Consider the following 13,117-nt stretch of genomic DNA (forward strand, 5'->3'; position numbering starts at 1 on the left):
CACCGGAGATGCGGCGGCCCCTGCCGCGAGCGCGGCCCCCGCCGAGGAGCCCGCGAAGGCCCTGAAGATCGGCGTATCCCTCGACACGATCGACTCGGACTTCTGGGTCTCCACGATCGACAACATGAACGAGGCCGCCGCGGCGGCGGGCGCCGAAGTGGTGCAGCGCCTCTGCGAGGGCGACGCGAACAAGCAGAACCAGCAGATCGAGGACCTGATCGCGCAGGGCTGCGACGCGATCCTCTGCGGCGCGCGCGACGGCGGCGCCATCGTGGCGGCCGTCAAGAAGTGCAACGAGGCGGGCGTGCCGATCATCATGGTCAGCCGCGCGGTGATGGGCGACGAGGCGCTGCCGAGCCTGCAGGTCCTCGTGGACAACATCTCCCTGGCCTCCGGGTCGGTCGAGTGGGTCGCCCAGAAGGCCCAGGAGGAGGGCAAGAAGTACAAGGCGGTCCTGCTCGTCGGCAGCCTCGGCGACCAGAACGCGCTCGAGCGCCAGCAGGGCCACAAGGAGGCCTTGGAGAAATATCCCGACTGCTTCGAGATCGTCGCGGAGATCCCCACCGACTGGAAGGTCGACCAGGCGTACGCGGGACTCCAGAACGCCTTTGAGAAGGACCCGGACATCAACCTGATCATCACCCCGTCCGACGCGATGCTCACCACCATCCAGAGCGTGCTTGAGCCCCTCGGCAAATGGGTGCCGGCTTCCGATCCCAACCATGTGCGCATCGTCACCTTCGACGGCGACTCCACCTTCGCGAAGATGATGGAAGAGGGCTATGTCGACTGCGGCGCGGTCAACGACACGCGGTTCATGGGCGCGGAGAGCATGAACTGGGCGATCAAGCTCGCGAACGGCGAGAAGCCGGCCGAGCTCAACGCCCTCGACCCCGGCATCGTGGCCACGCTGGACAACTGGTCCGACGTGAAGGGCGACATCTGGGGCTACGTGGCCTACTCCTCCAAGTAAGCGTCTCCCGGCCGGGGGAGTCCCCCGGCGCAGACCGGTAAATGTTTTTGCAATCCGTCCGGCGCCGCTCCCGCGCGGCGCGGCGCCGGGCGGACGAATATCCGCCAGAGGTTAGGAGAATGGTTATGAGCTTAAAAGAGACGTTTGACAAAAAGCGCGTGGCAGGCCGGCTGCTGGGGTCCCCCATCCTGCTGGTCATCATCGCCATGGCTGTGCTGTCGGCGGCCTTTGTCCCCAACTTCGCAACCCTGTACAACCTCAAGAACCTGCTGCTGCAGACCTGCGATCTCCTGATCATCTCGCTGGGCGTGACTTTCACGGTGCTCAACGGCGGCCTCGACTTCTCCTCCACGTCGGTGCTCGCGCTCTCGAGCGTGGTGGGGGCGTACATCATGGCGCTCTCCCCCCTCAAGGGGACGGGGCTTTCCATCCTGCTGGCGATCGTCGTGATGGTCGCCATCGGCGCGGCGGTGGGCGCGATCAACGGGTTCTCCGTCGTGAAGCTGAAGATGCCTTCCTTCATCGTCACCCTTTCGACGCAGCTCTTCTTCAGCGGGATGGCGATCTACTTCACCAGCAAGGTCACCGACAAGGCGTCCATCATGGGGCTGCCCTCCGCCTTTTACCGCATCGGCGGCGAGAAGGCGTTCTTCCTGCCGATCGTCATCGCGGCGGCGGTCTTCCTCGTCTCCCACTGGCTCATGACCCGGACGATCTTCGGCCGGCATGTGCTGCTGGTGGGGACCAATCCGAAATCCTGCCACATCTCGGGCATCAATGTCAAGCGGGTCGTGTTTTTGCTCTTCCTGCTCAGCGGGATCTACGCGGGCGCGGCCAGCGTGGTGCTGACCGCGCGCAACCAGGCGGGCATCTCCAGCCTGGGCGACAAGATGTTCATCGACATCATGTCCAGCATCATCATCGGCGGCACGAGCATCTTCGGCGGCTCGGGCGGCGCGAAGCACACCCTCTACGGCGTCATCTTCATCACGATGCTCAGCAATGTGATGAACCTGCTGGGTATGGACTGGTATGTGCTCAGCCTCGTCAAGGGGTTCATCGTGATCATAGCGGCGCTGGCCGATATCCTTTCCAACCGAAGGAAAAACTACGCCGCGGCGGCCGCCTGATGGGCGCCGCGGAATCCAATATAGGAGGTCGTCGGTCTGTGAGCAGTCAACCGCTGTTGCAGCTGGACAATATCCATAAGAGCTTTTACGGCGCGGAAGTCCTCCACGGCGTGAACCTGGATCTCTGCCCCGGGGAAGTGCTGGGGCTCGTGGGGGAGAACGGCGCGGGAAAATCCACGCTGATGTCGATCCTGGGCGGGGTCTACGGGTTCGACTCCGGGACGATGCGCCTCGGCGGGGAAGTCTACACGCCCGCCACCCCAAACGACGCGACCCGCGCGGGCATCGCCTTCATCCGCCAGGAGTTCAGCCTCTTCTCCAACCTGACGGTGGCGGAGAACCTCTTTGTGGACCGCTTCCCCCGCAGGGGGCTGTCGGTCGACAACAAAAAGATGGAGGAGCGCGCGCAGGTCTACATCGACCTGTTCCGCCTGGACATCTCCCCCCGCACCAGGGTGGAGAGCCTGCCCATGGGCGTGCGGCAGATCGTTGAAATCTCCAAGGCGCTCGAAAAGGACGCGAAGATCATCATCTTCGACGAGCCCACCACCTCCCTCTCCCCCAAGGAGAAGGAGGAGCTCTTCGAGGTCATCGGGGGGCTGAAGGCGCGGGGCGTCTCGATCATCTACATCTCGCACATCCTCGAGGATGTGATGCGCCTTTGCGACCGCACCACCGTCCTGCGGGACGGCAACTCGGTGGGCACCTTTCAGAACAGCGCGCTGGACAAACGGGAGATCATCCGGCTGATGGTCGGCCGGGAGATGAACCAGGTCTACCCGACGATCGAAAAGGAGATCGGCGAGCCGATCTACGAGGTGCGGGAGTTCGTCCGCAGCGGCAGCAGGTCGCCCGTCTCCCTCGAAATCCGCAGCGGGGAAATCGTGGGCATGTTCGGCCTGATGGGCGCGGGGCGTACCGAGCTGCTGAGCTCCCTCTTCGGCGCCGAACCCTCGGAGGGGGGCGAAATCCTCGTCAGGGGCAAGGCGCTAACCCGTCCCACGCCAACCCGGTGCATCCGTGAGGGGATCGCCTACGTCACCGAGAACCGGCGGCAGGAGGGGCTCATCATGCCCAAGACGATCGAGGAGAACGTCACGATGGTCGTGCTCGACCGGATGACCGGCGCGCTCGGCGTGGTCGACCGGAGCCGGGAGAAAAGGACGGCGCTCGACCTTGTGAAGAAGCTGACCGTCAAGACCTCCGACCCGCAGCGGCAGTTCGTCAAGAACCTTTCGGGCGGCAACCAGCAGAAGGTGGTCATCGCCAAATGGGTGGCCAGCGAACCGAAGGTGTTCTTCATGGACGAACCGACGCGCGGCGTCGACGTGGGCGCGAAGTACGAAATCTACACCTATATCAACGAACTGGCCAGGGAGGGCTGCGGGGTGCTGCTCGTCTCCTCCGAGATGGAGGAGGTCATGGGCATCTGCGACCGGATCCTCGTCATGTACCGGGACCGCATCGTCGCGGATATCCCGAAGGCCGCGTTCGACCAGGAACGGATCATCCAATACGCGCTGGAAGGGGGGATCTCGGATGCCGGCTAACCAGACGGCCGCCGCACGGCGGAGCTCCGGGAATTTCCTGGCCCTTGCGACAAAGTACGGGGTCTATGTCATCTTCCTGCTGGTCGTTGTCTATTTCAGCGTCGTCTGCGACAACTTCCTCTCCCTCTCGAACATCCTGAACATCCTCCAGCAGGCCGCGCCGCTCGGCATCGCGGTGCTCGGGATGGTGTTCGTGCTCTCCACCGCCTCCACCGACATCTCGGTGGGGCAGGTGATGTACGTGACGGGCGTCATCTGCGGGCTGGTGCTCGAAAAGTTCCGCGACAACGGGCTGGCCGGAAACGGCTGGGCGATCCTCGTGGTCTGGCTCGTGGGGCTGTGCATCGGCGCTGTGTTCGGCGCCTTCAACGGCCTGCTGGTCGGCAAATTTGGGATCGTCTCCTTCATCGTCACGCTGGCCACCATGAGCATCGCGCGCGGGCTGGGGCTCATCATCTCCCGCTCCAAGGTCTATTACATGAGCGAGCTGTCCCCCTTCTCCCAGAGCGTCGTCGGCCCCATCCGGTTCCCGGTGGTGGTCATCCTGCAACTCGTGATGGTGCTCATCTTCGCCTTCCTCTACCGCAAGACCCCCTTCGGGCGGCACATCGACGCGGTCGGCAACGACGAGGCCGCGGCCAAGAGCGTCGGCATCAACACGGCGCGGGTCAAGTTCCTCGCCTTCCTGCTCTGCGGCATCACGGCGAGCATCGCCGCGCTGCTGCTGGCCGGCCAGGTGGCGAACGTCTATTCGAGCTTCTCCTACGGCAACGAATTCGTCGTGATCTCGGCGGCGGTGCTCGGCGGCACGAGCCTCTTCGGAGGCAAGGGGAACATCATCCCCGGCGCGCTGATCGGCATCGTGCTGATCCAGACGATCATGAACGGGCTGACGATGCTCAACGCGTCCCCCTACTCCTACACCATCGTCAAGGGCCTCATCATCTTCGTCGCGGTCCTGCTCGACAGCGTGAACTACAAAGGCGAGCTGCGCTGAGCGCAGGCAAACATTACACCCGATAAGGAGTCATGGCATGATGGAAAACCTCTATATCGGCATTGAGATCGGCGCGACCAAGCAGCAGGCCGCGCTGGGCACCGCCGACGGCAGGCTGCTGCACACGATCACCGGGAAGATCCCGCTGCCCCGCGGGGCCCAAGACGTGCTCGACTGGCTGTCCGCCAAGGTCCCCGAGCTGCTGCGGATGGAGGAGCGGTTCGGCGGCAGGGTCCGGTCCCTCGCGGCCGGCTTCGGCGGGGAGATCGAAAGCAGCACGGGCAGGACCCTCAATTCGGTGCAGGTGCCCGGCTGGGAGGACTTCCCGCTGCGCGGGTGGCTGGAAGAGACCTTTTCGATGCCGGCGGAAGTCCTCAACGACACCGTCTCGGGCGGTTTCTCCGAGCTCTACCTCGGCAGGGGGAAGGAGGCCGGCAACGTCTTCTACACCAACATCGGCAGCGGCATCGGCGGTGCCTTCTTCATCGACCGGGTCTACTACGACGGCGTCGGCTACGGCGCGGCCTACTTCGGCAACACCTACATCCCCGACTGGCAGTCGCCCGAGCCGGGGGCGATGACCCGGGTGGAGGAGATCTGCTCCGGGCTCGGGATCGAACGGCGGCTGCGCCGGCCGGGATATGTCCCCGCGGGCTCGCGGATCATGGAGATGTGCGGGGGGGACCCGGCGGGGATCAGCTGCCGGATGCTGGAGGACGCGGCCCGCGCGGGGGACCCCTTCGCGCTGGAGGAGGTCGACCGGATCGCGAGGAGCTACAGCATCGGGCTGAGCAACGTCCTCACGCTGATGTCCCCCGAGCTGGTCATCATCGGGGGCGGCGTCGCCAAGATGGGCGGCCTGCTCCTCGACCGGGTGCGCGAATACACCGACCGCATCGCGTTCATCTCCTGCCGCGGGCACTACACGATCGAACAGAGCGTGATGATGGACGACGCGGTCATCGCCGGGGCGGTCTACTGCGCGGGGCACCCCGAACTTATCAGGAAAGGAAGCTGTTGATATTCCATGGAGAAGAATGGTATAATTGAGCAGGTCAGGGAGGAAGTTTTTCCCTCCGGAAAGGCCGCGGAGAAGCCGCTGGGCAAATACTGCGACCACACCGTCCTGCGGGCGTACACGACCCGGGAGACGGTCAAACAATTCTGCGAGGAGGCCGTCCGCTGCGGCGCCGCTTCGGTCTGCGTCAACCCGGTGCACGTGGCCTACGTCCACGAGCTGCTGCGGGGAACTGGGCTCTACACCTGCACCGTCATCGGGTTCCCGCTCGGAGCCAACCGCTCCTGCGTGAAGGCGATGGAGGCGGCGCTCGCCGTTGAGGACGGCGCCGATGAGGTGGACATGGTGATGAACATCGGCGCCCTGCGTGAAAAGGACTACGAGCTCGTCCGCCGGGATATCGCCGGGGTCGTGGCCGCGGCCGCGGGCCGCGCGAAGGTCAAGGTCATCATCGAGACCTGCTACCTCACCGACCGGGAGATCGTCGCGGCGTCGCTGCTCTGCCAGCAGGCGGGCGCGGACTACGTCAAGACCTCCACCGGCTTCGGAACGGACGGCGCGCGGGAGCGGGACGTCCGGCTGATCCGGCAGACGGTCGGGGACACGATGAAAATCAAGGCGTCGACCAATATCAACACCCGCGAGGACGCGGAGCGGATGATCGCCGCCGGCGCAGACCGGCTGGGGACGAGCCGCACGCCGCAGATCGTCACGGGGGACGCCAAGGCCCATTCCGCGTCGATGGAGAACCAGCCCCCAAAGCAGGACTGCTGAATTTGTAAAGGTATTTTGTAAAGGTGTTGTGTGAAATGAGGAAAGCGGCAAACAGCAATAAGATTATCAAGCAGGCGAACGAGTATCTGGTGCTGGCAGTGCTGCTGAAAAACGACCCGCTTTCGGTGGAGGAGATCGTGACCCTCTCCCGCCTGAGCCGGCCGACGGTACTCAACATCCTCAAGGAGCTCGACACCAGGGGCCTCATTTACCGCGCCGGCCTGGGCGAATCGATGGGCGGGCGGCAGCCGATCATGTACACCCTCAACCTCCGCCGCTACTTCGCGGTGGGCGTCGACCTCGAGTACCCGCCGGTGCGCGTCGCCTTTTCCGACCTGCGGGAGAAGGTCCTCTACTCCCAGGAGTGGGACTGCCTGCCGGGGGAGACGATGGAGGACATCGAGGAGAACCTCGTGAACGCGATTCGCGAGGGAATGCGCAGGCTGAACATCGCCACGGAGAACCTGATCGGGATCGGCCTGGGCATCCCCGGACGGGTGGACATCGCCAGGAACCTCGCCGTGCGCATGGACCGCATGGACCACATCTGGCAGGGCGGCGACATCGCCGCCCAACTGTCGATGAAGCTGGGCGTTCCCGTCACCGTGCGCAACGACATCCACCTGCTCGCGGCGGCCGAACGCACCGTGCAGCCCGCGCTGCCCAAGAATTTCCTCTATGTGGCGCGCCGGGTGGGCATCGGCATGGCGGTCTTCCTCAACGGGAAGAGCTACGAGGGCGGCTTCGGCAACTCGGGCTACCTCGGCCACACGGTCCTCGACCCCGAGGGGCCGGCCTGCCGGTGCGGCCAGCGGGGCTGTCTTGAATGCTACGCGACCACCGGCGCGGTGGAAATCAACTATGCGCGGGGGGCGGAGCGCCCCGCGGATTACGACACGATCGTCTCCCGCGCGCAGGAGGGGGAGCCTCTGGCGATGGCCGTCCTCGGGGACGCGGGCGTCAAGCTGGCGATGGCGGTCGTCAACGCCATGCTCCTCTACGACATCCAGACCGTCATCATCGAGGACTGCGTTGACGACGGCACCTTTTTCGCGATCGTCCGAGAGAACATCGAAAAGCTGCTGGGCCCCTCGTCCGACATCCAGCCGCGCGTGCTGCGCGGCAAGCTGACAGGCAGGACCTTCGCGCTCGGCGGCTGCTCGATGATCGTCAAAAATTTCTTCAAAGCGCCCCAGCTCAAGGTGGACGGCTGAAGAGCCTTCCGGCAGGACGCCGTCCGCGGGCGGAAAGGACATCCCGATGACTGAATATATTGAAAAGCAGCTGGACTATTTTGTCAACCGCCGCGACCACAAGCGCCTGCGGCGGGAGATTCCCGTCGACCTGACGGATATCCTCGCGGATCCCGCTCTGAGCGACGAGGAGAAGGCGACGCGCGCCCACGCGCGCGTCATGCGAAGCGAAGAGATCGTGGTCTTCCCGTGGGAGCGGATCGCGGGCACGCGGGTGATGCTGCGTCTGCCCGAGTTTCCTCACGGCTCCTACGGGTACCTCGACGGGCGGATCAGCCACATGCTCAACGAGCCGACGATCGGCGGCATCTCCAACAATGTGGCGGAGTACGGCCACGCGATCACGGTCGGGCTCGAGGGCCTGCGCGCCGAGGTGTCCTCCCGGCTCGGGGAGCGCGGGGAGGAGGAAGAGGCGCGCGCGTTCTGGAAAAACCAGCTCCTGCTCATCGACGAGCTGGAGGCGTTCGCCGACCGCATCCGCGACGCGGCGGAGGCGCAGGGCAACGAGACGGTCCGCCGTACCTTCTCCAAGATTCCGCGGCAGGGCGCGGAAAGCTTTTTGGAGGCGCTGCAGTTTCTGAAGTTCCTCAACTTCGCGCTGCGCTATGAGAATCCGACCCATTCTCCGCTCGGGCGGTTCGACCAGTATATGTACCCCTTCTTCGCCGCCGACCGCGCGCGCGGCATGACGAAGGAGGAGGCGCTCGAGCTGGTGGAGGACTTCTTCATCTCCCTCAACCGGGACACCGACATCTATTTCGGCATCCAGCAGGGGGACAGCGGCCAGGCGATGGTGCTCGGCGGCGTGGACGCGCAGGGAAACTGCGCCTATAACGAGCTGAGCGAGCTCTGCATCCGGGCGAGCCTCGAGCTGGCGGTCATCGACCCGAAGATCAACCTGCGGGTGGACAAAAATACGCCGATGGAGGTCTTCCGGCTGGGCAGCCGCCTCACGAAGAAGGGGCTCGGCTTCCCCCAGTACTGCAACGACGACGTCGTCGTCCCGGCGCTGGTCGGCTGGGGCTACGAGCTCGAGGACGCGCGCGACTACGCGGTCGCGGGCTGCTGGGAGTTCGTCATCCCCGGGTACGGCGCGGAGGGGATCAACTACGAGGCGATGCCCTTTGTGAAGCTGGTCAACCGCTGCATGGAGGAGCATCTGGAGGAGTGCGCCGATTTCGACGCGTTCATGGACTGCCTCGAGGGGGAGATGGAGGCGCAGATGGCGAGGATCGACGCCGTCTTCCACAACACCGCCCCGCGCCCCTCGCCGATGCACTCCCTGCTTTCCAAGCAGGCGGTCTCCATAGGGCGCGACATCTCCAAATGCGCGAAGTACAACAATTTCGGCCTGCACGGTCCGGGCATCGCCACGGCGGTCGACTCGCTGGCCGCGATCAAGAAGGTCGTCTACGACGACGGCAGCGTCCTGCCGCACGAGCTGATCGACGCGGTGGCGCGCAACTTCGAGGGGTGGGAGGATCTCCACCACACCCTGCGGTTCGACGCGCCCAAGATGGGCAACGACGACGACCGCGCCGACGGGATCGCCGTGCGGCTGGTCGACATGTACGCCCGCGTGCTCTCCCACTACCGCAACGGGTTCGGCGGCCGCTACCGCCCCGGGACCGGCTCCGCCATGTACTACATGTGGATGTCCGAGGACATGGGGGCCTCCCCCGACGGGAGGCTGCGGGGGGAGCCGCTGCCCGCCAACTATTCTCCCAGCCTCAACGTCCGGCTGAACGGTCCGGTGTCGATGTTCAAGTCGTTCTGCAAGCCCGACCTGCGCAAGGTGTGCAACGGCGGGCCGGTGACGCTCGAGCTGCACGACAGCGTCTTCCGCAACGAGGAGGCGATCGACAAGGTCGCAATGCTCGTGCGCGCCTTCATCCTGATGGGCGGGCACCAGCTGCAGCTCAACGCCGTCAATTCCGATCTGCTGCGCAAGGCGCAACGCGAGCCGGAAAACTACCGCAACCTGGTGGTGCGGGTGTGGGGCTGGAGCGGCTACTTCGTCGAACTGAGCCGGGAGTACCAGGACCACATCATCGCCCGCGCCGCGATGACCCTGTGAGGCGGCGGCATGGAGCGGGGACTGGTCTTTGACATCAACGAATTCGCCGTCCACGACGGGCCGGGCATCCGTACGACCGTCTTTCTCAAGGGCTGCCCGCTGCGCTGCAAGTGGTGCCACAACCCCGAGGGGCTCTCCTTTTCGCAGGAGGTCCTGCGCGGGAGCAACGGATGCATCCACTGCGGCGCGTGCGAGGCGGTGTGCCCCAGCCCGGACCACTGCATCCTCTGCGGGAAGTGCATCCGGGCCTGTCCCCAAAACCTGCGGCGGTTCGCGGCCCGGGAGCTTTCCAGCCGGGAGCTGGCGGACATCCTGCTCAAAAACCGCGCCTTCCTCGCGGAAAACGGGGGCGTGACCTTTTCGGGCGGGGAGCCGCTGGCGCAGCCGGGGTTCCTCTTTGAGACGATGGACTTTTTAAAGCCGCTGCACCTCGCGGTGGAGACCTCCGGGCACATGCCTGCGGAAGTCTTCCGGGAGATGCTCGGGCGGGTGGACCTCGTGATGATGGACGTCAAGCACGCGGACAGCGAAGTGCACCGGGAATATGCCGGCGTGTCGAACGACCGGATCCTCGCAAACCTCGCGCTCTTAAAGGAGAGCGGCCGGCCGTTTATCATCCGCATCCCCGTCATCCCGCAGGTAAACGACAGCGTGGAAAACATGGAGCGCACGGCGGCGCTGCTCAGGGGGGCCGAAGGGCTGGAGCGGCTCGAGCTGCTGCGCTACCACCAGACGGCTGGCGCGAAATACGAGCTGCTCGGGAAGGAATACCCCTTCCGCTACACGCGCGAGACCCCCTCGCTCGAGCCGTTCGCGCGCGTCTTTGAAGAAAACGGCATCCCGGTCTTCATCCCCTGAGGGCCGGGCGCGACGAAAGGGAAAACCGATATGCAGGCATTTTTAAAGGCTTATACCGATATGATCGCCGAGACGATCGCCCGTCTGGACCCCGTGGAATTCCAGAAGGCGGTCGACATCCTGACCGAGGCCCACCGGAACGACCGGCAGGTTTTCATCGCCGGCAACGGCGGCAGCGCGGGCACCGCGAACCACTTCTCCTGCGACTTTGGGAAGAACGCGGTGCAGACGCCCGGCGTGCGGCGGTTCCGCATCCAGTCGCTCTCCTCCAACGTGGAGAAGATCACCGCGTTCGGAAACGACATCGCCTTCGACGAGATTTTCTCCCAGCAGATGGAGAACCTCTTCGACCCCGGCGACGTGCTGATCCTCGTGTCCGCGAGCGGCAAGTCCCCCGACCTGATCAAGGCGTGCGAGCACGCCAAACGGAAGCGGTCCCCCATCATCGGGCTGACCGGCTTTGAGGGCGGGCTCGTCAGGGATTACGCGGACGCGAACCTCATCGTCCCGCTGACGAGCTACGAGATGATCGAGGACATCCATTCGATGATCCTGCACCTGTTCGTCTACTACTTCAAAACCCACCCGCAGGTACTTTCTGCCTGACGGCCGCGGAGGGAACAATGCGCGACGAAAATACCATGCTCCGCTATATCGAGGCGGAGCCGGACGATATCAGGCGGATCGTCAGGGACCGGGAACGCTACACCGCCGCGTTTGTGAAGCACTTTTTGAGCCACCCCGTGAAGCGGGTCTACCTGAGCGGGAACGGTTCCCCCCACTCGGTCTGCGTGGTGGCGGGCATGTGCATGGAAAGGCTGCTGGGCGTGGAAGCCAGCAGCTCGTTGCCCGCCGTCCTCAACCGCCACACGCCCTTCAACGCGAACGGCGTCTACCGCCCGGAGGAGATGCTCCTCATCTGCCCGGCGCAGACCGGCCGGACGACGGGCCCGATCGAAAGCGCGCGCCTCGCGCGGGCGGCGGGGATCCCCGTGCTCTGCACGACCCTGTCGCCCGGCGGCGCCCTCGCGCGGGAGTGCGACATCGTCATCGAAAAGCCCACCGGCTTCGAGGAGTCCTTCCCCGAGAGCAGGGGACATGTGGCGTCGATGGTGATCCTGCTGCTCTGCGCGGTGGAGGCGGCCCGCGCGCTCGAGCGGCTGGACGCGGACGAATACCGCCGCTGGATGGAAGGCTTTGAGCGGCTGCCCGAAAGCTGCGGCCGCGCGGCCGGCGCCGCGAAGGCGTGGTACGCCGATCACCGCGGGATGATGCTCGCGGCGGACGCCTACCGCTTCGTGGGGTACGGCCCCTGCTACGGGACGCTCCAGGAGTCCTGCCTGAAGATCCTCGAGACCACCCGCAGGCCCTCGATGGCCTACGAGCTGGAGGAGTTCCTCCACGGCAGCGGCTACGGCGTCAAGGAGGACTCGGTCGTCTTTTTCGTCTGCGCCGAGGACGGCCCCGAGCGGGAACGGGCGCAGGAAATCTACCGGTGGTTTGCGAAAAAGAGCAAAAACTGCGTGCTCGTCTGTTCGGGGCGCACCCCCGGGCGGCAGCCCAACTGGCTGGTCAGCGACTTTCTCGACCTGCCCTTTTTGAGCGCGGTCGAGTATCTCGTCCCCTTCCAGGTGCTGAGCCACCTGACGGCGCGGGAGCTGGGCCTCAGCACCCTGACGCAGGCCTACCCGGAAATTTTTACCGAGCTGCACGCGATCGTGGAGGCTTAAAGATGAAATCGAAAAAGGAGCGGCGCCCGCGGGCGCCGCTCCTTTTAATCATTGCGTCACTCGGGCGCGCCGGGCTCCGAAAAATGGCGCGAGGCGTTCCGCGCGACCTTCAGGAGCATCTGGGAAAAGATGGCGCGTTCGATATCGGTCAGCCCGGAGGCGAGCTCGTCCATCCAGTCGTCGCCGATTTTTTGGAGAAAGGGGTAGACGTCGCGGGCGCGGTCGGTGGGGAGGACGTCGAACGCGCGCCCGTCGCCCGAGACGGCCCGCCGCCGCACATAGCCCTGCGCCTCCAGCCGGGAGAGGGTCTTTGCGACGGTGCTCTTATCCATATCGAGCAGGGCGCAGAACTGGTTCTGTGGCACCCCGCCGGTCTCGCAGGCGATCAGGAGGAAAGGCACCTGCCCGCTTGTGAGCCCGAGCGGCTCGACCCGGCCGTTCAAATACATCTGCGTCTTGCGGTGGACCAGGGAGATCAGCTTGAGGAGGTTGGGCCGCGGGTCGCCGGACATAGGCATCGTCCTTTTCAATCAAGTTTCCAGTGCAACCTTATTTTAATTGCCTCTGCCGGGAAAGTCAAGAAAATAACCGCTTGACAATTAAATTTATCTGGCTTAGAATAGACCAGTCGGAAAGAATAAACAAAAAATAATTGAGATTTTTGGCTTTCTATCGTTGCAAAGCCAACGATCTGGGAGGGGACAAATTGGGAAAGAACCTTGACGTCCGGGAGGGCCGGACGGAAGGGGCGGCCGCC

At 64.7% G+C, this 13,117-nt stretch carries 12 protein-coding genes; 11 read left to right on the forward strand and 1 reads right to left on the reverse strand.

The window, feature by feature from the left end; genetic code table 11:
- The 11 genes from RCI06_RS09680 to RCI06_RS09730 form a co-directional block, all read left to right on the forward strand.
- Positions 1 to 973: sugar ABC transporter substrate-binding protein (locus tag RCI06_RS09680; RefSeq protein ID WP_306575852.1), on the forward strand; the 973-nt coding region annotated here is incomplete at its 5' end.
- Between the two features lie 125 nt (positions 974 to 1,098).
- Positions 1,099 to 2,103: an ABC transporter permease gene (locus tag RCI06_RS09685; protein WP_172439257.1), complete on the forward strand. Its 1,005-nt coding sequence runs from the start codon at positions 1,099 to 1,101 to the stop codon at positions 2,101 to 2,103.
- 38 nt (positions 2,104 to 2,141) lie between these two features.
- Positions 2,142 to 3,653 (forward strand): sugar ABC transporter ATP-binding protein, encoded by a 1,512-nt coding sequence (locus RCI06_RS09690; RefSeq protein ID WP_172439256.1) that lies wholly within the window; start codon positions 2,142 to 2,144, stop codon positions 3,651 to 3,653.
- Positions 3,643 to 4,650 (forward strand): ABC transporter permease, encoded by a 1,008-nt coding sequence (locus RCI06_RS09695; RefSeq protein ID WP_101551883.1) that lies wholly within the window; start codon positions 3,643 to 3,645, stop codon positions 4,648 to 4,650. The genes RCI06_RS09690 and RCI06_RS09695 overlap by 11 nt, the downstream gene beginning before the upstream one ends.
- Before the next feature lie 40 nt (positions 4,651 to 4,690).
- Positions 4,691 to 5,671, forward strand: a complete 981-nt coding sequence (locus RCI06_RS09700) for an ROK family protein (protein ID WP_101553257.1) — start codon at positions 4,691 to 4,693, stop codon at positions 5,669 to 5,671.
- A gap of 6 nt (positions 5,672 to 5,677) precedes the next feature.
- Positions 5,678 to 6,442, forward strand: a complete 765-nt coding sequence (gene deoC / locus RCI06_RS09705) for a deoxyribose-phosphate aldolase (RefSeq protein WP_101551881.1) — start codon at positions 5,678 to 5,680, stop codon at positions 6,440 to 6,442.
- A 35-nt stretch (positions 6,443 to 6,477) separates the two neighbouring features.
- Entirely contained in the window at positions 6,478 to 7,656 is a 1,179-nt protein-coding gene (locus RCI06_RS09710; RefSeq protein ID WP_101551879.1) for an ROK family transcriptional regulator, read from the forward strand.
- Positions 7,657 to 7,702: 46 nt separating this feature from the next.
- Positions 7,703 to 9,772, forward strand: a complete 2,070-nt coding sequence (locus RCI06_RS09715; RefSeq protein ID WP_306575855.1) for a pyruvate formate lyase family protein — start codon at positions 7,703 to 7,705, stop codon at positions 9,770 to 9,772.
- Between the two features lie 9 nt (positions 9,773 to 9,781).
- Positions 9,782 to 10,630 carry a glycyl-radical enzyme activating protein gene (locus RCI06_RS09720; RefSeq protein WP_306575857.1) on the forward strand — a complete coding sequence of 283 codons (849 nt, stop codon included), beginning with the start codon at positions 9,782 to 9,784 and terminating at the stop codon, positions 10,628 to 10,630.
- Positions 10,631 to 10,660: 30 nt separating this feature from the next.
- Positions 10,661 to 11,236, forward strand: a complete 576-nt coding sequence (locus RCI06_RS09725) for an SIS domain-containing protein (protein ID WP_276872128.1) — start codon at positions 10,661 to 10,663, stop codon at positions 11,234 to 11,236.
- A 17-nt stretch (positions 11,237 to 11,253) separates the two neighbouring features.
- A complete protein-coding gene (locus RCI06_RS09730; RefSeq protein WP_306575860.1) occupies positions 11,254 to 12,360 on the forward strand; it encodes an SIS domain-containing protein in 1,107 nt (368 codons plus the stop codon).
- Positions 12,361 to 12,416: 56 nt separating this feature from the next.
- Here RCI06_RS09730 and RCI06_RS09735 read toward each other — a convergent pair whose 3' ends face one another.
- Complete coding sequence (locus RCI06_RS09735; RefSeq protein ID WP_172439255.1) at positions 12,417 to 12,872, reverse strand: MarR family winged helix-turn-helix transcriptional regulator; 456 nt, start codon at positions 12,870 to 12,872, stop codon at positions 12,417 to 12,419.
- Between the last annotated feature and the right edge of the window lie 245 nt (positions 12,873 to 13,117).

Source organism: Anaerotruncus massiliensis (ex Togo et al. 2026), assembly GCF_030825285.1.
In the GTDB taxonomy this organism is placed as follows: Bacteria; Bacillota; Clostridia; order Oscillospirales; family Ruminococcaceae; genus Anaerotruncus; species Anaerotruncus massiliensis.

Excerpts from the sequence above, each read along its gene's own strand:
- RCI06_RS09685 (WP_172439257.1), top strand. The coding sequence starts at position 1,099 with ATGAGCTTAAAAGAGACGTTTGACAAAAAGCGCGTGGCAGGCCGGCTG.
- RCI06_RS09695 (WP_101551883.1), top strand. The coding sequence starts at position 3,643 with ATGCCGGCTAACCAGACGGCCGCCGCACGGCGGAGCTCCGGGAATTTC.
- RCI06_RS09700 (WP_101553257.1), top strand. The coding sequence starts at position 4,691 with ATGGAAAACCTCTATATCGGCATTGAGATCGGCGCGACCAAGCAGCAG.
- deoC (WP_101551881.1), top strand. The coding sequence starts at position 5,678 with ATGGAGAAGAATGGTATAATTGAGCAGGTCAGGGAGGAAGTTTTTCCC.
- RCI06_RS09710 (WP_101551879.1), top strand. The coding sequence starts at position 6,478 with ATGAGGAAAGCGGCAAACAGCAATAAGATTATCAAGCAGGCGAACGAG.
- RCI06_RS09715 (WP_306575855.1), top strand. The coding sequence starts at position 7,703 with ATGACTGAATATATTGAAAAGCAGCTGGACTATTTTGTCAACCGCCGC.
- RCI06_RS09720 (WP_306575857.1), top strand. The coding sequence starts at position 9,782 with ATGGAGCGGGGACTGGTCTTTGACATCAACGAATTCGCCGTCCACGAC.
- RCI06_RS09725 (WP_276872128.1), top strand. The coding sequence starts at position 10,661 with ATGCAGGCATTTTTAAAGGCTTATACCGATATGATCGCCGAGACGATC.
- RCI06_RS09730 (WP_306575860.1), top strand. The coding sequence starts at position 11,254 with ATGCGCGACGAAAATACCATGCTCCGCTATATCGAGGCGGAGCCGGAC.
- RCI06_RS09735 (WP_172439255.1), bottom strand. The coding sequence starts at position 12,872 with ATGTCCGGCGACCCGCGGCCCAACCTCCTCAAGCTGATCTCCCTGGTC.